An 18770-nucleotide genomic window follows, 5' to 3' on the forward strand; every position below is an offset into this window, starting at 1 on the left:
GGCCTTACTTGGCAATAAAGCCAGCTTCTTTCATCAACTCGCGGTGCAGCTGCTCGTTGCGACCCAGCCATTCGAAGTAATCGTTGCCTGACATCGCGGTCTGCTTGAAGGCCCCTTTTTGCATGAATTCTTGCCACTCCGGCAGGGCGCGCACTTTATTGAACAAATCCACGTAGTACTTGGTCTGGGCGGCTGAGACGCCGGGTGGCATGAAGATGCCGCGCAGCATCAGGTACTCCACGGGCAAGCCAGCTGCCCCGCATGGAGGCACATCACTCCAGGACTGTGTGGCTGTGATTTTGGCTTTGTAGGGCAGGCGCTCTTTGTCAAACACACACAGCGGGCGCAATGCGCCAGAGCGCCAGTGGGATTCGGCCTCAATGGGGTTGTTCACCGTGGAATCAATGTGTTTGCCGACCAGTTGCACCGCCACATCGCCACCCCCCTTGAGCGGGATGTAGATGAGCTTCTTGCCCAGCGTCTTTTCCAGCAGCACGGTGATGATCTGATCTTCTTGCTTGGAGCCGGTACCGCCCATTTTGAAGGCCTTGTCAGGCTGAGCCTTGACGGCTGCAAGGTAGTCCTTGGTGGTCTTGTAGGGTGCGTCTGCGTTGACCCACAGGACAAATTGGTCCAACGCCAACATGGACACCGGGGTGAGGTCGCGCCAATTGAAAGGCACGCCCGTCGCCAAAGGCGTGGTGAACAGGTTGGACAGCGTGATCACAATTTTGTGTGCGTTGCCCTTGTCGGCCTTGACGTCGAGGAAGCCCTCGGCACCCGCACCGCCTGATTTGTTCACCACAATGATGGGCTGGGGACTGAGTTTGTTCTTGGCGACCACGCCCTGGATGAACCTGGCCATCTGGTCCGCTCCGCCACCCGTGCCTGCTGGGACGACAAACTCAACCGGCTTGGTGGGCTCCCAAGCATGGGCTGCACAGCCAAGGCCAGCCGCAACCAACACAAAACTAAACTTTACCCTACCGATCAATCGAAGCCATTGCATAGTCAAGTCTCCTGGTTATTAAAAATTTCTTATCGTGGCGGCCAAATCCTTCAGCCGCCGAGCCCCAGCTTGGCCGCCAGCCCGATGCGCTGAAGCTTGCCGGTGGCGCCCTTGGGGATTTCGTCCATGAACAAAATTTTCTTGGGCACCTTGTAATCTGCGGCCCGTGAACTGACAAAGGCCTGCAGTTCACGTTCGGTGGCGCTCTGACCCTCGCGCAGCACCACAACCGCTGCGACTTCTTCACCCAATTTGGGGTGCGGCATGCCAAAACAGACCACTTGGGCCACGGCGGCGTGGTCCATCAAAATCTCGTCCACCTCGCGAGGGCTGACTTTTTCACCACCGCGGTTGATGATTTCCTTCAGACGCCCAGTGATGCTGATGTACCCGTCTGCGTCCATCACGCCTTGGTCGCCGGTGCGGAACCACCCATGTGTGAAGCCCTCTTCATTGGCTTTGGGGTTGTTCTCGTAACCGGCCGTCACGTTGGCGCCACGGATCACGATTTCGCCAGTGGCACCTCGTGGCAACAGGCCGCCCTCGGTGTCCATGATGCCAATCTCGGGACCAGCGGCAATGCCTACCATGCCCGGTTTGCGCACACCCGGGGGCAGCGGGTTGCAGGCCATCTGGTGCGTAGCCTCGGTCATGCCGTAGGCTTCTATGAGCGGGGCATGGAACAGCGCTTCAAGCTCCTGAATCACCTGCGGCGGCATGGAAGACGAGGACGAACGCAAAAAGCGCAACGGGTTGCGTGCGATGACATCGGCATTGCCTTTGCCCCGGCTCACAATCGCTTGGTGCATGGTGGGCACGGCGGTGTACCAGGTCGGGCGGGCCTCATCCATCCAAGCGAAAAACTTCAGGGCATTAAAACCTGGAGTGCAAAAGACTTGCGAACCTGCCGCCAGGGGCGCCAGCACGCCGGCGATCAGGCCGTGAATGTGAAACAGCGGCATGACGTTGAGGCCGCAATCCTCGGGCACAAACTGCAGACTGTTGCGGATGTTGGTGGCCGACGCCACCAAATTGCCTTGCGTGAGCGGCACGATCTTGGGCCGCGACGTGGTTCCCGAGGTGTGGAGCACCATGGACACATCCCCGGCCAAAGCGTAACCGCCGTGGGCTGCGGCAGATCCTGCCAGCTTGCCGTCGCGTGGGGTCAGGGTGAAGTGGCCTGCAGGCTGCTCTGGGTCGGCGACCAAGTCAATGATGCGCACGCCCAGCTTTTCAGCAACGGCAATGGCCGGTGAGGTGCTGGACTGTTCAACAATCAACGCTTTGGCATGAAGGTCGTTCAAATAGAACTCGAATTCATCGGCGCGGTAAGCCGGATTCAAGGGTGCACTGGTCACGCTGCTGGCACAGGCCATGAAACAGGTTGCCATCTCCGGGCCGTTGGGCAGCACGATCGCCACCCGGTCGTTGCGGCCAATGCCCAACGCATTGAGTTGCTCAATGGTGGTGGCAATCAACGCACGTAAGGCGCCAAAATTTAACGGTAAACGCGCTGGCGCTGAAATCGCAGGCGCAGGATTTGCCCCGCTGGCAAGCAAGTCTTGCAAAACAATTGACATGGATTTTCCTTTATTTTGTAATGATTTTTACAGTAATGGCCTTGGTATGCAGAGGCCATATTCAATAGTTGACTAGGGAATTCCCGTGCTTGCGCTGGCGAGACTTGTGATGCTATGAACGCTACCGCCTGTTTTGAGAAAAAACGCCTCGACAGTGGATGTGCTGATCGGCTAATAAATTTCGAGCAGGTTTTTTCGCTTCATGCAAAACGGCCGCGAAGGGCCGCAATTGTTCACGATGCCCGTGGCTGCGTGGGACTCGGCCATCTTGGTCGGTGGTGCTACACACACCTTGACCGGGATGTCACGGCTGCCGCCCAGCAATTGCTTTAGGGGACTTGCGTTACGAAATGAGGTGATAGGATTAATTTCCGATCCTGAGCGACAGAGAAGTTGTTGTTTTGGCATTGTCACAAAAAACAGGGATGGAATGACCTGCTTGATGCATGAATGAAAGAGCATGAATGAAAGAATTTGACATCGTGGTGCATGGCGCCACCGGATTTACCGGTCGCTTGGTGATTGAGTATTTACTCAAGCAACCATCCGGCCTGCGCTGGGCCATGGGCGGGCGCAGTGCCAGCAAACTGGCGGCTGTGCGTGACGAAGTGGATGCCCCCGCTGACACGCCTTTGGTGGTGATCGACAGCGAAGACCCGGCCAGCCTGCAGGCCTTGATGGCCCGCACCCGCTTGGTCTTGACCACGGTGGGGCCTTACCAGTTGTACGGCAGTGGCTTGGTCAAAGCCTGCGCCGAGGCCGGTGTGGACTACGTGGACCTGTGTGGCGAGCCGGCCTGGATGCGCCAGATGATCGACGCGCACCATGCCGCTGCGCAGGCCAGCGGAGCGCGAATCGTGTTCTCCTGCGGTTTTGATTCCATTCCCTTTGATCTGGGGGTGTTGATGCTGCAGGGCGAAATGCAACAGCGTTTTGGCACGCCCGCCTCGCGCGTGCGGGGCCGTGTGCGCAAGATGAAAGGGACTTTTTCTGGGGGCACGGCGGCCAGCTTCAAAGCCACCATGGCGGCCGCTGCCAGCCAGCCTGGTGTGCTGGACTTGCTGAAAAATCCTTTCTCATTAACACCTGGATTTACCGGCCCCAAGCAACCGACCGCGCACAAACCCATGGTCGATGAGGTGCTTGAGGTGTGGGTGGCCCCCTTTGTAATGGCCACCATCAACACCCGCAATGTGCACCGCTCCAACTTTTTGCTCAATCAAGCTTGGGGGGCGGACTTTGTCTACGACGAAATGGTCATCACTGGCCCGGGCGACAAAGGCCAGGCTGTGGCCGAAGCGATTGCTGCGGATAAAAGCATGAGCGGTGCCGATGTCCTGCAACCAGGTGAAGGCCCCTCGCGTGCAGAGCGCGATGCCGGCTCCTACGACGTTTTGTTCATCGGCCACAACCCTGCCGGTCAGACCTGCCGCGTGAGCGTGCAAGGCGACCGTGACCCCGGCTACGGCAGCACCTCCAAAATGATCAGCGAAGCGGCCATCTGTCTGCTCCAAGACGCTTCCCAAACACCCGGCGGCATCTGGACCCCAGCTTCCAGCATGGGACAAAAACTGATCGATCGCTTGCAAGCCCATGCAGGCTTGACGTTTCGCGTGGAATAAGGAGTCCCCATGTCCAAAGTCTGTCTGGTCATTGGTGCAGGTGATGCCACGGGGGGTGCGGTGGCCAGGCGTTTCGCGCGCGAGGGTTTCACCGTCTGCGCCACCCGCCGCACACTGGACAAATTAGAGCCCCTGTTGGCGCAGATCCGACAAGACGGGGGTGTGGCCCATGGCTTCGGGTCCGATGCACGCAATGAAGACGATGTGATCGCATTGGTCGAGCACATCGAAGCCAGCATCGGTCCGATCGAGGTGATGGTGTTCAACATCGGTGCCAACTCGCCCAACAGCATCTTGACCGAGACCGCGCGGCGCTACACCAAAATGTGGGAGATGGCTTGTTTGGCGGGCTTTCTCACCGGCCGTGAAGTGGCCAAGCGCATGGTCAGTCGAGAAGAATTGGCTGTGAGCGGCAAGGCCCACAAAGGCACGATCATCTTCACGGGCGCGTCCGCATCGCTGCGCGGCAGCGCGCATTTTGCAGGCTTTTCGGGTGGCAAGATGGCTTTGCGCTCACTGGCGCAAAGCATGGCCCGCGAACTGGGACCCATGGGCATTCATGTGGCGCACACCATCATCGACGGCGCGATCGACACCGAGTTCATCCGCACGCAATTTCCGCAGCGCTACGCACTCAAGGACGAGGGCGGCATTTTGAACCCCGACCACATCGCCGACGCTTACTGGATGCTCCACCAGCAACCACGCGACGCTTGGACGCATGAACTCGATTTGCGCCCCTACATGGAAAAGTTTTGACAACGCAGGAGACACAGATGAAAACCTTTGACTTTTACTTTGACTTTGGCAGTTTGGCCTCTTACTTGGCCCACACCCAGTTGCCCAAGATGTGTGCCGACACCGGGGCATCAGCCAACTTGCTGCCCATGCTGCTGGGTGGGGTGTTTCAGGCCACGGGCAATGCCTCGCCCATGACCGTGCCCGCCAAGGGGCGGTATGTCTTTGTGGACTTCAAGCGCTTTGCCGATGGGTATGGCGTGCCCTTGAACACGAATCCCCACTTCCCGATCATCACGACCACGCTGATGCGGATGGTGACCGCATTGCAAATGAACAACGACCCGCGCATGCAGAATTTCATGGATGCGGTGTATCAAGCCATTTGGGTGGACTCACTCAATTTGAATGACCCGGCCACTGTCGGGCAGATGTTGAGCGCCGCCGGATTTGACGCGGCGGCCTTGCTGGCCATGGCGAATGACCAGGCCACCAAAGACCAACTCAAGGCCGTGACGACGAAGGCCGTGGAGCGCGGCGTGTTTGGAGCCCCTAGCTTTTTTGTAGGCGAAGAAATGTTCTGGGGTCAAGACCGCATCGAGCAAGTCAAGGCCGCACTGAAGGCTTGAGTCGTTTGATCAAGGATCTACATGACGCGCCGGATGTCGGCGCTTTAGGATTGCAAACAATTCGGTGGACTGACGAGAGTCAGCCGCTCATCCCGTATTTATAGATGCCTCCCGGGCATAGCAAGAAGAATTTGTCCTGTGTTGTGAAGAAGTCGGCTGCTTAACTCGCCTTGATCGCGTGGTTCGTACGGTTTCCCGCACTTACCCGCTGGCCCTGATGCATATTCGCGGACAAACTCCTCATCTCGATGGCGGACTTTTGATGTCCGGTACGGGGTTCAGTTTTGGCTTGCACTCGGTTTGACCTGTTTCACATCACTTGGCTCTTTACTGCCTTGATACCTTTCAAAATCTGACCATACCCTTTCGGGTTGGGTGGGTTAATTCATTGGCTATTGATCGTCACACCGCCTGCACCGCAGCGCTTGGCCTGACACTTTCATAGCCCCGTTGGTAACTTTGCTCTTTGGCCGTCACGGCCCAGATCGTGCGCGCCATCTTGGCCGCCGGCGCCACCACCACGACATTGGCAGGCCTGCGGACCTTGAGCCCATCAAGACATGGCCCCGGCTCTTTGGCCTGGTCCAGCACGCTTCGCGCGTCGTGAATGCTCAGCGTGCGCAAGTAGGTGTCTCCCCGCTTGGAGATACTGCCCAAATGCACCTTGCCGCCAATGCCATTTTGCTTGGGCACCAGCCCTAGCCAGGCACAGAACTCGCGCCCCGATTTGAACGCACTGGCCTCTTCCATGGTGGCAATGGCCGCAGTGGCGGTGAGCAAGCCCACGCCCGGTATCTGGGCGATGCGCTGCATCGTGGGATCTTGGCGCAGTTGCTGACCCGGGCGTTTTCCCGGGCTAGGATGTCTTCGCTCAAGGCCTTGATGCGCGTCACTTGCTCGCGCAGGCTTTCAACCACCATCTGAGGCAACTGAGCACTCAGCGCAACCAAGGCTTGTTCAACTTCGCTGAACAGGGCTTTGCGGGCCTTGGCAAAGGTGGGCCCAAACTCGTACAACAAACCCCTCAAGACGTTGATCTGCATGTTTCGCATCATCATCAGTTCGCGCTGGCGGTTCAAGGTAAGCGTGGTAAATAGTGGTCGGCCAGATCAAGTAGCCGCGATATCGTTGACTTCAACCAGCTCTACCTACTTCGGTCGGCATTTTGCAGTTCGTGTTCAATTCGCTTGACCTGCCGAAGCTTTACGGCGTTTAAACCCAAACGACATGCAGCCGGACTTGAAAACAGCGCCGCATGCTCTAAAAACAACAATCGATTTTGAGGCAGCAGCAACTTTTCGGCTGCCTTGGGTTCTTGAGATGCCCATTCGATGGCCAAAGACTTCGTCAAGCTCAATGCAGTTTGCGGCAACGTGCTGGCCATGATGTCTGCTTCTGTCGCCAAAACGGACAAGCAATCTGTCTGCCGAAGATCATATGGACGAGTGCGAATTTGCAAGTGGATGCCCTTGACCTGTGCGGGGGCGGTGGCCATGATGCAATGCTTCACGATTTGCCGCTCTGCCAAGGTCAAACCCGCGGCGGCCATGAGGGGCTGCAAATCCTGAACAGCGCGTGCTTCTAATTCGCCGGGATTCATTTTGGCGCCCCCGGGGTGTAGAAAATCGTGCCCCGCCATGATGCACAAAGCCATTGCCATCACTGCCGGCTTGCGCGCACCTGCAACATTCAGCGCACCCGAGGCCTTGAGCAAGTAGGTCATGCAGACCAAGGTGTCTGCGGTGTGCAATCGGTTGTGATAAGCGGGCTCCTGGCCCTGTGCATGGCGTTTCACACCATCTTGCTCGACCAGTTCACACACAGCCCGACCAAAGCCAACCAATCTGTGTACGGCCGAGCCCTTACGGGGATTGCCCAAGCCCAGTTGTTGACATGCACGATCGAACACCAAGGGCAAGCCTGGCCATTGATTTGGCCAAGGTCGGCGCAAATTGCGCAATGAAGCACTCAAGTCTTGTATTTTGGGCATCGTCATTTCTGAGATATCGTCCATGTCAAGCTTTCGTACGCAAAGCATTGTGCATGTATTGCTGCAGCAGCATGGCTTCAAAAACAGCCGTCAAAATTGGCGAAGCCGTTTTCAGCAAACTCCGAAGGTCCTCTGCTGTGATTTCCAGCAAATTGTACCGTCATCCGAGATGGCCGTGGCGCCCCTGATAAGAGACCGTTTCGGTGAATAAGATAGATTGTGATGCATGTGCTTTTCATATTCCAGCTTATGCCGCCCCCCGCCGCAGCCTGCCCTCCAATTCGAACAGAGACTTCCCCATCTGCGAGTGGTTAGGGGCAACTAAAACTAACACCCAGTCTGTCCTAACCCTTGGGATTCATTCCCCGTTCAGATAAATGTTTCAAATTCTTGTCAGATGTAACAAAAGTCAAGTAGTTGACAAAAAATGTGAAATCGATAAGATAAATTTGTATGTTTTGAATTTTGCTCTGAAACTCTTCGTTGGTCACCAACCGAATGTAGAAGCTGTGCAACAAACTAACATGCAACGGGTTCCGTGCTTCAAAGGTAGGGAAATCTGGAAAGCAGTCATTGATTCAACACTTTAGTTTAACATTCAATTTTCATAGGAATTCCAAAATGTTCAAATCTCTTCAAATTAAACCTTCCAAGTTTAGCCAAAAAGGTCAAGGCATGACCGAGTACATCATCATCGTCGCACTCATCGCAGTGGCGGCCATCGGTGTGTACAGCTTCTTCGGTCAGGCTATCCGCGGTCAAATGTCGGGAATGACTGCTGAAATTTCTGGTAAGTCAAGCGCTGATGGCAAGGCTGCAGCCTCCACAGCCAACGATCTTGCTAAGGGCGAGGCTGTCCAAAAGAGCATGGGTACTTACGGTGGTTCACAAAAGTAAGTAAGTGCGAAATCTCAGGTTAATCTACCCATTAATCTGGGATCTTTTTTTAAAAAGATTTTTACTTTAAGCAAATGCGAGCCCAATGCTTTTTAGCCTCGCTGCAACCAAGACAGAAGTACTTTTAAAAAAAGCAGTTCAATGATTGATGTTCAGGTGTCTTTCAGTCACCTAACACATTGGTAACCATTTGACTTTTTTTCGAATCTGAATTACCGGTAACAAGACCAATACAACCCATTGTCTGAACTATAAAATGAAATTACTTAATAAATTACCTAAGATTAACCCTCTGGTCATATTATTGTTCACGGCAATTCTTCTGGGAATTGCCGCAACTTACCTCAGTTCTGCATACCTTAAAAACCGCGAGAAAAGCATTGCGGCCGAATTGAAACAGGGCATGTCCGGTCAGACCGTAGAGGTTTTGGTTTCAACACAAAATCTACCTGCCGGCTCAACGCTCGGTAACACGCTGGTCAAGCGCGAAGTTCCCGTTGATTTGATTGATGAAAATACACTCACACCCAGGGATTTTGACCGCGTCTCTGGCGCTAAGTTGGTACGTCCATTGCGAGCTGGCTACCCTATCAACGTCAGTTTTTTTATTGACAAAATAAGAACTTTTTCAGAAGCTGTAGAAGAAGGCATGCGGGCAATCACCATTGAAGTCGACGAGATCAACTCAATGGCACAGATGGTCAAACCGGGGAATCGCGTTGACCTCATGCTGCTCGTGCCTGACAGGTCTGATCCGGACGGTGGTTTTGAAGTGATGATGGTGTTGCAAAACGTCAAAGTTCTCGCCACTGGACAGTCAGTGGCACCCAAGGAATACACCGATTCAGAGGGTAAAAAGCAACAATCTCCCGGCGGAAAAGATCAAAACTACAACAATTTCACGTTCGAAGTGACACCGCAAGAAGCTGCAACCATTGCGCTGGCTCAAAATTCCGGAAAAATTCGTGCTGTGCTCAGAAACATAGAAGATAAAAAACCTGTTGCGTTCAAAGATGTCAACACCAGAACATTGCTGAAAGTCGAGCAAAAAAATGCCGAAAGAAGAAAAATACTCGCTCAGACGCGTTTGCAGGACATCGCAGCCGAACAAGAAGTAACGGCTAAAACTTTAAAGGACACATTAGGTCCACTCACAGATTTTAAGCCAACAGAACCCAAGGCAATCATCGAATTCATCATCGGAGGCATGGGCAGCACTGGCAACACCGGTGGACCTTCACTGACCTCCAAAGAAGGTCCCGGTGCTGCGAAACCGGTTGACGGCAATGTGGCCCCCTCATCGGGCTCTGACAAACCTGCTGGGTCTGCCGGACCTTCGCCAATGACCATGCTACAAAACATTCTCACCACCGGAAGTCCCGTGCAACGGCCGCTTGAACCTCCACCAAGAGCAAACAGATAAACAAGATTTAAATCCGATGTTGTGAAACAATACCTGTACTATTTTTTTATTTTAAAAAAGTCCAATTCTTGTTTATTGCATAAATCTGAAAACTTGCCACAACCATCCTCAAAAAACAAACTTCATCAAACTCATAATGTTACATAAACTTCAAATGAGATCTATTTTTGCAACACTCACGGTGATGCTGTCCATGACGGCAATGTCAGCTTTTGGGCAAAGCAACGAAGGGGTGATCAACCTTGTTGTTGGTGAAGTGATGACGATGCCGACACCGGGTGACAACAAAATTGTCAGAGTGGGTATAGGCAACGGTAAAATGTTTGAAGTTCGTGTTCTTGAAGAAGAAAAAAAATTAGTTTTCGTACCTCAAAATCCTGGCCGATCCAACATGATTCTTTGGACAAATGACGGTAAATGGAAAGAATATACAGTCAGAATTCTGCCATCAAACATCGATAATGACATTATCAGTATCAATGCCATGTTGAAAGGTATCAAAGGAGTAAAAGCAGAACGTGCTGGTGATTCAATATTGTTGCTAGGCACCACGCTCAAATCAAACATACCACGCATCAAATCCATTGCAGAATCTTTTCCTCTTGTCATCAACACCGTCAAAGATGAAGAGCTGGAAATGAAACGCATGGTCTACATGCGTGTGCAAATTGTTGAGATGAAAAAGAACCTCACTGAAAACCTAGGGGTGCAATGGGATCTCAGTGCTGCGGGTCCATCGGTTGGTCTTGTGACACGTTCCTATGGAAGTTCTGCTTTTCGGCCGGGTATCATTCCCCCAGGTCTTCCTTCGGGAATTACTTCTGCAGGCCTTGGAAGCGGTTTGAACCCGGTATTGGCGCTGACATCGATCGTCAATTCGACAGTGAACCTTGCAGTAAATAGCGGAGAGGCTTACGTGTTGGCGACCCCTGAACTCAGTACCCGAAGCGGTGGTAAGGCTGAATTCTTGGCCGGAGGTCAAATTCCAATGACGACACCGGGCGCTAACGGAGGCCCAGCGACCGTCACCTACAAAGACTATGGCATCAAACTGACCATAGAGCCGAGCGCGGACGAGTTCAACAACGTTTCTACCGTCTTGAATACTGAGATCAGCAGCGTGGACAGTGCCAATTCGGTGAACGGAAACCCGGGCTTTTTGACGCGCAAAACAAGTTCTGAATTCAATGTGCAAGCTGGTAAAACGATTGTGATATCGGGTTTGGTCAATTCTGAATTGTCAACGGCCGCCTCCAAAGTGCCTGGATTGAGTGAAATCCCAGTGCTCGGCGCATTGTTCAAGTCCAATAATTTTCGTGCTGGGCGCACTGACCTGGTGATCCTTGTGACACCTATGGTCATCGACCCTTCAGAGAACGCGATCAAGAAAGTGGCTGATATTCATGATCGAGTCTCTAAATCTTCGAAAGAAATGGGATTAATTTTGAAGTAAGTTTTGGCAAGAGTTTACTGGATGCCTTTCATTGTGCCTAAATTACTGAATATTGCCGTACATTGGAGTGCATTTTTGGTCCTCATGCACTCACCCGTGGGGCATGCTCAACCCTTCGAAAAGACTTGTAAACTTGCACTCATCGACAAAATAACCGCTTCGGACATCGCACCCTCTTTTACCCATAATGGGCAGACTCAACACATCAAAAAAATTGAAAGTCTTGAGGACAAGCAAAGCATTAAAAATGCCTATGTTGAAAAATGGCGGCATACTCAGCAAGAGCCTTTCAATGCCATGGTTGACGAAAACGGCCGTTGGTTGATTGTTTCAAAGGTCATCGGATCGTGTTTTCATACCCTCCAACTTGACAAGTCTACATACAAAACGAGTGGCTATATTTCAACACTCAGACTTGAAACGGATAAAAATGCTGCCGTTGTAAATTTGGGAAAGAATATACCTAAAATGTTTGGAAGTAATGTTGTTACGGATATTTCCCATTCTGACTCGTTAAAGAAAGGCCGTACCACGATCATTGAAAACAAGTTTTCTCCTGATGCCAATGCAGAGTTTTACATCAGAACAGTTGGTGGTGACGGATGGGTCACCACAACCGATCATCGGGTTCCTGGCAAAAAAAATAACCAAGATTCAAGAGCATTGACTTTTAACAAAAATCTCGAAACACAAATTATTGTCATTACCAAAGCACCCCAGGGCAGCCATGTGGTTATTCAATGGATGGAAAAACCATAGTGTATGGACAATAACAACACAAACGGACAAGTTCGTCGCCCGGTCTTTGTATTAAAAAAAATACAAAGCCAACGTGGGCAAGCGATGGTTGAATATTCTATAGTCATCATTTTTTGTGTCATGCTTTTGGTTTATAAAGGCTCTGACAACAAAATGGTCATCGTAGAATTGGCAAATGCTTTGAAAAATTTTTACAATGCATTCGCATTTGCACTTTCATATTCTTCCACAATAATGCCCTTGTAGTGAACAGCTGACAAATCTATCAATTTCATGTGCTTTGCTTCAAAACAGCATTCAGACCCACGTTGAGCAGAAGTTGTAAAAATACAACCTTTATGCGTTATTTAAAACGGGTCATGGCTTTAATGGCTCCGGCCTTTGCATTACTAACCGGATGCGCCGACACCAACCTACTGCCACAAACACTGACGCTGGTCGAGTGCAGGATCCCCAAACTGCCTACAGCAGCACAATGCGGAACCATTGAAGTTCCCGAAAACAGAGAAAACCCAGAAAGTCGCAAGATCACCATTGCTTTTGCGGTGCTGCGCGCCAGTACCTTAAAACCACTTCCAGACCCGTTGTTCATCCTGGCTGGGGGCCCAGGCCAAGCTGCCAGTTACCTTGGCCCGTTTGCAGCGAAACTCACCGACCTGCGCAAATCGCGTGACATCGTTTTGGTTGATCAGCGCGGAACAGGGCGATCTTCCCCCCTGACGTGCGGCGCTTTTGCTTTCAACTCGGCAGCCATCAACAAACTCGATTGGGATCAGTCTCACAAAGCCGCGGACTGCGTCAAAGAACTTTTGGCTCAAGGCGTCGATGCAGCGCAATACACCACTTCAGAATGGGTCAAAGACCTCAATGCGGTCCGATTGGGGCTGGGCTATAAAAAGATAAATTTATGGGGAGGGTCTTACGGCACTCGGGTTGCGATCGAATACGCTCGGCGATATCCAGACCATGTTCGCAGCGCCATACTGGACGGCGTCGTATCGCCTTCCATGCAAATCGGCTTGGACGTCTGGCAAACACGTGATGTCGCCTTGTCAAACATCATTGACAAGTGCAAAACCACCCGAGCATGCCAGGCAAGGCACCCCGATCTGGGCGCAGCACTGGACACGATCAAAGCCAATCTTGGTGTCAACGGGAAAGAGGTTGTTCTCAATGACCCAAGGACAGGTCAATCGCAAAAGCACCACCTCAACTTTGACCACTTGATCAACGCGCTTCAGCAACTGACTTATTCCCCTGAGCTGTCCGCGTTGTTACCAGAGATCATCAGAAGAGCTGCGGATGGCGACTATGGCCCCCTTTATGCCAGTGCGAACCAAGTCACCGCAGACCTCGCCAAACAAATGAACATTGCGCTCTACTATTCTGTAACTTGCTCTGATGATGTGCTTCGAATGGCACCAAGCAAGACGGCCGGCCCGACAACGCGCATCGGGTCAAATGCCCTGGCCCAACGCACTCTCGCGATCTGTGAATCATGGCCCAAGGGCAAGATTCAAAACGACGCAGCGCAACCCTTGAGCAGTCATTTGCCGACGCTGATTTTGTCGGGTGGCTTGGATCCAGCCACTCCCCCTTCAAACGGCGCTGAGGTGGCCAGATCGCTGCCTTCCAGCCGACATATCATTGCGCGTGGATACGGCCACATTGTCTCTTCACACGCTTGCGGACCGAGACTTATCGCGGCATTTTTGGACCAACCTGATTTCTCCAAACTGCCAACCGCATGCGTTGACCATTTTGAAAAGAGCATCGGACCGGCGCTGTGGGCTGACAACCTCGGGGGGCAGTGATGATCGATGTCAAGCACATCGTGAAGACCTTTGGTCGGCAGCGCGAAGTCAAGGCCATCAATGACGTCAGCTTCACCGCAGCCGACGGTGAGATTACCGGATTGCTGGGCCCCAACGGTGCAGGCAAGACGACACTCTTGCGGATTATCGCTACGCTCATGGCGCCCGATGGTGGTAGCGTTACCGTCGATGGTCGAGATGTTTTGGTCGATCACTTCACAATAAGGCGCAGCATTGGCGTTCTTTCCGATGCGCGCGGGATTTACCCTCGTCTCACGGCCCGCGAAAACATCCGTTACTTTGGGGCATTGCAGGGATTGTCTGGTGATGAACTGGAGGATCGAATTGAAGAGCTACTCCGTGCTTTGTCCATTGTCGACATTGCGGACCGCAGAGCACATGGCTTCTCGCAGGGGGAGCGCATGAAAGTAGCCATTGCTCGCGCATTGGTGCATGACCCTCGGACCATACTGCTCGACGAGCCGACCAACGGACTCGATATCCAAAGCACCCGGTCGCTTCGTGATCTCCTTCGGGACCTGTGCGCAGATGGCAAGTGCCTGGTATTGAGCTCACACGTTATGCAAGAGGTGTCTGCGCTGTGCCACCGCATCGTGATCCTCGGCAACGGGCGCGTTGTTGCAGCAGGCACTGCCGACGAATTGCTCGAACAATCAGGCGAGTCGACTCTGGAAAATGCATTCATGCACCTGCTTGAATCTCGCGCAGAAGTGTCGCCATAAATGTCCATCCCCAATCGTTCGGATTCGGCATGCTCTCGCATGGGTGTCATCGCGCTCAAAGAGATCGTCGACCTCTTGCGCGACCGCCGAACCATGATTGTGACGGTCATCACCGCCATGGCCGCTGGGCCAGTGCTCATGCTCTTGGTGATCAATCTCATCGCAGGTCAGGCAAACAAGGCCCGTGATTTGCGTTTACCGATCATCGGTGCAACACACGCTCCAGCACTGGTTGCATTCCTCCAACGTCAACAGGTGGCCATCCTTGAGCCACCCGCAGATTTTGAAAGTAAGATCAAAAGCGGTGATCTGGACGTCGTCTTGGAAATCGATGCTGCCTTTGCAGATCGCGTTGCCAAAGGTGAGCCGGGCGTTATTCACCTTATCTATGATCGTTCGCGTGATCGGGCATTGCCCTCGATATACGAGCTAGAAAAACTTCTGCGCGCCTACAACCGCGAATGGGGCAGCGGACGATTACTCCTGAGGGGAATTGGCGAAGCCGTAGCCAACCCCATCGCGATTGAAGTGCGTGACCTCTCGACGCCACAAAGCTCGGGCGCTCTGGTTCTCTTTTTGATTGCTTACTACGGTTTATTTGCAGCCGTTATGGGCGGCATGGCCGCCGCCGTCGACACCATTGCGGGAGAGCGAGAACGCACCTCTTTGGAGCCTTTGCTGACAACTTCGGTCAGGCCACTGGAACTCGCAGCAGGAAAGTTGGCGTCAGTGGTCGTGCTCAACGCTTGCACCGTCACACTGACGCTCACAGGTTTTTACCTGATACTGGGTTTTGCACCACTGCCGGCTGTTGGGATTCCTTTTCTATTTGGACTCAGCGAATTGGTGAAGTTTTTTCTTGTACTGGCCCCTTTGATCCTGCTCATGCCGACTGTTTTTCTCTATCTTGGTGCGCGAGCACGATCGTACAAGGAAGCGCAGTCAAACGTCGCACTGCTTTTTTTTGTTGCATCGTTGGCACCCATTGTGCAAATGTTCTTGCAAAAGAAAGAGCCCGCCTGGCTGAGCTGGGTCCCTGTATCGGGCCAGTACGGGCTGTTGTCGCGCGTGCTGCGAGGGGAGGCTTTACCCATTGCGGAGTTGCTGCAGTCCTACGCAATACCCGCCATGCTGACACTCGTTGCATTGGTCAGCGTTGCGCGCTTGTTCGCACGTGAATCAGCGCTGGCCGCCAACCCTTAAGGCAGACATGTTCGCAACCATTGCCAACCAAGCGTTTTGGCAATGGAAGGCTTGCTTGGCTGCGGCGCCCAACGCTGAACAGCGTGATTGACTTTAATCAGACTGCACAATTTTGTTCTGCACGACAAGCGCAGGGCTTGCGTGAAAAATCAGTTAGGTTTAAACTGATTTCGATGGTTTTAGCAGTGTAAATTGATTCTTAAAACGGGATATTGCCAAAATCCTGCAAAACAACAAGTTCAAACCTTTTGGCAATCACGCCAATTGGCTGCAAATGAACACAGGTCAGCATTGCCCAGCAGAGCCAATCAGTGTCGCTTTTTCATCCATCAACCCCTTGGGACCAATATGTTCGCCATAGAGTATCAAATTGGTAAAACCGAAAAAAAGGTGTCCTCCTGTGAGCTAGACCAGTGCACGGTTGGCAAAGCACCAGACAACTTGATTGTGCTGCGCGGCTGGTCGGTCGGGAAAAAGCACGCCACCATTTACAAAAGGTCCTCTCAAATTTACATCGAGGACCATGGTGCGATGAGTGGCACTGAGGTCAATGGCAAAGCTGTGAAGGGTGAATATGGACCGCTCACAGACAGTGACATGATCACGATTGGGGACAACTCTCTGAGGGTTTTTCTGGGTGACACGGCCTCGGTCAGCCCTACCCCCGCAGACAGGCCTGCAGATGTCTTGCCTACCGCGTCGGTGTCAACCCCTTCAGTGGCCGCTGAAAACAAAGCAGCGACCTCGCCAGAAACACAAACAGCCGATGAAATACTGTCTAATCAAGTCAAGTTGAACGATGCCAAAAGGTTTCTTCACAGCAAGCTCATAGAGCAGATGGACTTTCGACGCCTCGATGTGAGCGGGATGTCCGAGGACAGCCTTCGCGAAGTTGCCAAGGCGACGATTGAGGATGTGATCAAGCAGGCGAATTTTTCGGATCCGGACATTGATCTTAAATTCTTGGCCAGAGACCTCCTCAACGAGGTGGTTGGTTTAGGCCCGCTGGAAGAGCTTCTCGCGGACAACGACATTTCCGAGATCATGGTGAACCGTTTTGACGAGATCTACATAGAGAAAAAAGGCCGTTTAACCAAGGCCGTCATCACGTTCAGCAACGACAAGGCTGTTCTGAGCGCGATTGAAAGAATTGTGGCGCCCTTGGGCCGACGCATTGACGAGAGTTCGCCCATGGTGGATGCCAGGCTGAAGGATGGCTCTCGGGTCAATGCGGTTATTCCGCCTTTGGCGCTCAAAGGTTGCAACATCACCATCCGAAAGTTTTCAAAGAATAAGCTGGTTGACAAAGACATGATCAACTATGGATCAGTCACAACCGAGATGATGCAATTCCTGCAGATTGCGGTCCATCACGCGGCCAACATCATCATCTCTGGCGGCACCGGGTCGGGTAAAACCACCTTGCTCAACGTTCTGTCCAATTACATTCCGGACGATGAGCGCATTGTCACGGTAGAGGACGCTGCTGAATTGCAACTGGCCAAGCCCCACTTGATATCTTTGGAGTCCAGACCTCCGAACTCTGAGGGCAAAGGATCGGTTTCGATACGTGAGTTGGTGAAGAACTGTCTGCGAATGAGGCCTGACCGCATTGTGGTGGGCGAGTGCCGCGGAGGTGAAGCTTTGGACATGTTGCAGGCCATGAACACAGGGCATGATGGCTCCATGACGACCGCGCACGCGAACACCCCAAGGGATTGCATTGCCCGACTTGAGGTGATGACCTTGATGTCAGGCCTAGATTTACCGATCCGCGCTATTCGGGAGCAGATTTCATCAGCCGTTCACATGATTGTTCAGCAGAGTCGTTTCCCGGATGGCAGTCGAAAGATCACTCACATCACCGAGGTGGTCGGCATGGAGGGCGATATTGTTCAACTCCAGGACATTTTCCTCTTCAAGCAAGACGGTTACGACGAAAAGGGAAAAATAAGGGGCAAATTCATAGCCACAGGAAATATTCCTGATTTTTGCCAGGATATGGCAAAGCGAGGATTGCCTGTTGACCTTTCCATCTTCAGAGCGGAGAACAATCAATAATGGACATCGCTGTTGTATTGGTATTTATTGCGCTCACGGCAATCATGTCGTGGATAAGTATTGTTATTTTGAGTCGTAAGGGGCTTGATAAACACAAGGAGAATCTGGAAAAAAATACCCGATCCACTCTTGAGTCAATGTATATTTTTGTCGATACAGACAAAATCTTCTGGCTCAGCATCGTTGCTGTGATCTTGGTGCCTGTATTGCTTTGGTTTATCTTCGCCAATCCCGTTGTACCCATTATTGGGGGTATCGCAGCTTATCTTGCGCCGAAGATCATTGTCAAAAAAATGAATAAAAAAAGGATTGATTTATTCGAAAGACAATTGCCGGACGCTTTGCTGATGGTATCGGGCAGCATGCGTGCGGGCGCAAGCCTGGTTGTCGGCATGGAGTCCATGGCGAGAGAATCCAAGCCTCCTTTGTCCCAAGAATTCTCAATGCTGCTGGCAGAGCAGCGGCTGGGCGTGGATTTTGATGTCGCCCTTTCCAACATGGAAAAGCGCTTGCCCGTGCCAGACTTTGTGTTGTTGGTCGCTGCGATGCGCATCACCAGAGAAGTCGGGGGGAATTTTGCAGAGATCTTGGAATCTCTTTCGAACACCCTGCGCCGCAAACATGAAATGGAGGGCAAGATCAACGCATTGACGGCCCAGGGGCGAATGCAGGGCATTGTCATGGCAGCGCTCCCTTTGTTTTTGATGGGGATCTTGACGTTCATGGAGCCTGAGGCCATGGCGCCTCTCTATAACACCATGATGGGGTGGGCGACACTGGTCGTGGTTTTTGTCATGATATTTATCGGCTACATGGGCATCCGAAAAATTGTAAACATAGACGTATAAA

At 52.5% G+C, this 18770-nt stretch carries 16 protein-coding genes and 1 pseudogene; 13 read left to right on the forward strand and 4 right to left on the reverse strand.

The annotated features are described in order from the left end of the window. Window positions 1-4 precede the first annotated feature (4 nt). Both B9Z49_RS02830 and B9Z49_RS02835 read right to left on the reverse strand, forming a co-directional pair. Window positions 5-1009: a tripartite tricarboxylate transporter substrate binding protein gene (locus B9Z49_RS02830; RefSeq protein WP_108351918.1), complete on the reverse strand. Its 1005-nt coding sequence runs from the start codon at window positions 1007-1009 to the stop codon at window positions 5-7. A gap of 50 nt (window positions 1010-1059) precedes the next feature. Then, complete coding sequence (locus tag B9Z49_RS02835) at window positions 1060-2589, reverse strand: acyl--CoA ligase (RefSeq protein ID WP_108351919.1); 1530 nt, start codon at window positions 2587-2589, stop codon at window positions 1060-1062. Window positions 2590-3053: 464 nt separating this feature from the next. Between B9Z49_RS02835 and B9Z49_RS02840 the strand changes: the two genes are divergently transcribed. From B9Z49_RS02840 to B9Z49_RS02850, 3 genes are read left to right on the forward strand one after another with little or no spacing between them, the layout of a single operon-like run. After that, a complete protein-coding gene (locus B9Z49_RS02840) occupies window positions 3054-4211 on the forward strand; it encodes a trans-acting enoyl reductase family protein (protein ID WP_108351920.1) in 1158 nt (385 codons plus the stop codon). A 9-nt stretch (window positions 4212-4220) separates the two neighbouring features. After that, on the forward strand, window positions 4221-4970 hold the full coding sequence (locus tag B9Z49_RS02845) for an SDR family oxidoreductase (protein ID WP_108351921.1): 750 nt from the start codon (window positions 4221-4223) through the stop codon (window positions 4968-4970). A gap of 17 nt (window positions 4971-4987) precedes the next feature. After that, window positions 4988-5578 carry a 2-hydroxychromene-2-carboxylate isomerase gene (locus B9Z49_RS02850; RefSeq protein ID WP_108351922.1) on the forward strand — a complete coding sequence of 197 codons (591 nt, stop codon included), beginning with the start codon at window positions 4988-4990 and terminating at the stop codon, window positions 5576-5578. A 402-nt stretch (window positions 5579-5980) separates the two neighbouring features. Here the strand turns inward: B9Z49_RS02850 and B9Z49_RS02855 are convergent. After that, window positions 5981-6666, reverse strand: a pseudogene (locus B9Z49_RS02855) (IS110 family transposase); the annotation flags it as partial. Window positions 6667-6722: 56 nt separating this feature from the next. Continuing rightward, window positions 6723-7592 (reverse strand): hypothetical protein, encoded by an 870-nt coding sequence (locus B9Z49_RS02860; RefSeq protein WP_108351923.1) that lies wholly within the window; start codon window positions 7590-7592, stop codon window positions 6723-6725. A gap of 597 nt (window positions 7593-8189) precedes the next feature. Here B9Z49_RS02860 and B9Z49_RS02865 point away from each other — a divergent pair. The 10 genes from B9Z49_RS02865 (at window position 8190) to B9Z49_RS02905 (ending at window position 18769) form a co-directional block, all read left to right on the forward strand. Continuing rightward, entirely contained in the window at window positions 8190-8465 is a 276-nt protein-coding gene (locus B9Z49_RS02865; RefSeq protein WP_108351924.1) for a Flp family type IVb pilin, read from the forward strand. Window positions 8466-8721: 256 nt separating this feature from the next. Next, a complete protein-coding gene (gene cpaB, locus B9Z49_RS02870; RefSeq protein WP_108351925.1) occupies window positions 8722-9888 on the forward strand; it encodes a Flp pilus assembly protein CpaB in 1167 nt (388 codons plus the stop codon). 154 nt (window positions 9889-10042) lie between these two features. Next, window positions 10043-11341, forward strand: coding sequence for a type II and III secretion system protein family protein (locus B9Z49_RS02875; protein WP_158273402.1), 1299 nt, complete (start codon window positions 10043-10045; stop codon window positions 11339-11341). A gap of 21 nt (window positions 11342-11362) precedes the next feature. Continuing rightward, the gene (locus tag B9Z49_RS02880) at window positions 11363-12100 is read left to right on the forward strand and encodes a hypothetical protein (RefSeq protein WP_108351927.1); all 738 of its coding nucleotides are present in this window, start codon (window positions 11363-11365) and stop codon (window positions 12098-12100) included. A gap of 3 nt (window positions 12101-12103) precedes the next feature. Next, complete coding sequence (locus B9Z49_RS21475) at window positions 12104-12346, forward strand: hypothetical protein (protein ID WP_146188447.1); 243 nt, start codon at window positions 12104-12106, stop codon at window positions 12344-12346. 92 nt (window positions 12347-12438) lie between these two features. Beyond that, window positions 12439-13914, forward strand: coding sequence for an alpha/beta fold hydrolase (locus B9Z49_RS02885; protein ID WP_108351928.1), 1476 nt, complete (start codon window positions 12439-12441; stop codon window positions 13912-13914). Next, complete coding sequence (locus B9Z49_RS02890) at window positions 13914-14657, forward strand: ATP-binding cassette domain-containing protein (RefSeq protein ID WP_108351929.1); 744 nt, start codon at window positions 13914-13916, stop codon at window positions 14655-14657. Before B9Z49_RS02885 ends, B9Z49_RS02890 begins: the two co-directional genes overlap by 1 nt. After that, the gene (locus B9Z49_RS02895; protein ID WP_108351930.1) at window positions 14658-15860 is read left to right on the forward strand and encodes an ABC transporter permease; all 1203 of its coding nucleotides are present in this window, start codon (window positions 14658-14660) and stop codon (window positions 15858-15860) included. A gap of 348 nt (window positions 15861-16208) precedes the next feature. Continuing rightward, entirely contained in the window at window positions 16209-17921 is a 1713-nt protein-coding gene (locus B9Z49_RS02900) for an ATPase, T2SS/T4P/T4SS family (protein ID WP_108351931.1), read from the forward strand. After that, window positions 17921-18769 carry a type II secretion system F family protein gene (locus B9Z49_RS02905; RefSeq protein ID WP_108351932.1) on the forward strand — a complete coding sequence of 283 codons (849 nt, stop codon included), beginning with the start codon at window positions 17921-17923 and terminating at the stop codon, window positions 18767-18769. Before B9Z49_RS02900 ends, B9Z49_RS02905 begins: the two co-directional genes overlap by 1 nt. The last annotated feature ends 1 nt before the right edge of the window (window position 18770 follow it).

It is taken from the genome of Limnohabitans sp. 2KL-51 (assembly GCF_003063645.1).
Lineage (GTDB): Bacteria > Pseudomonadota > Gammaproteobacteria > Burkholderiales > Burkholderiaceae_C > Limnohabitans_A.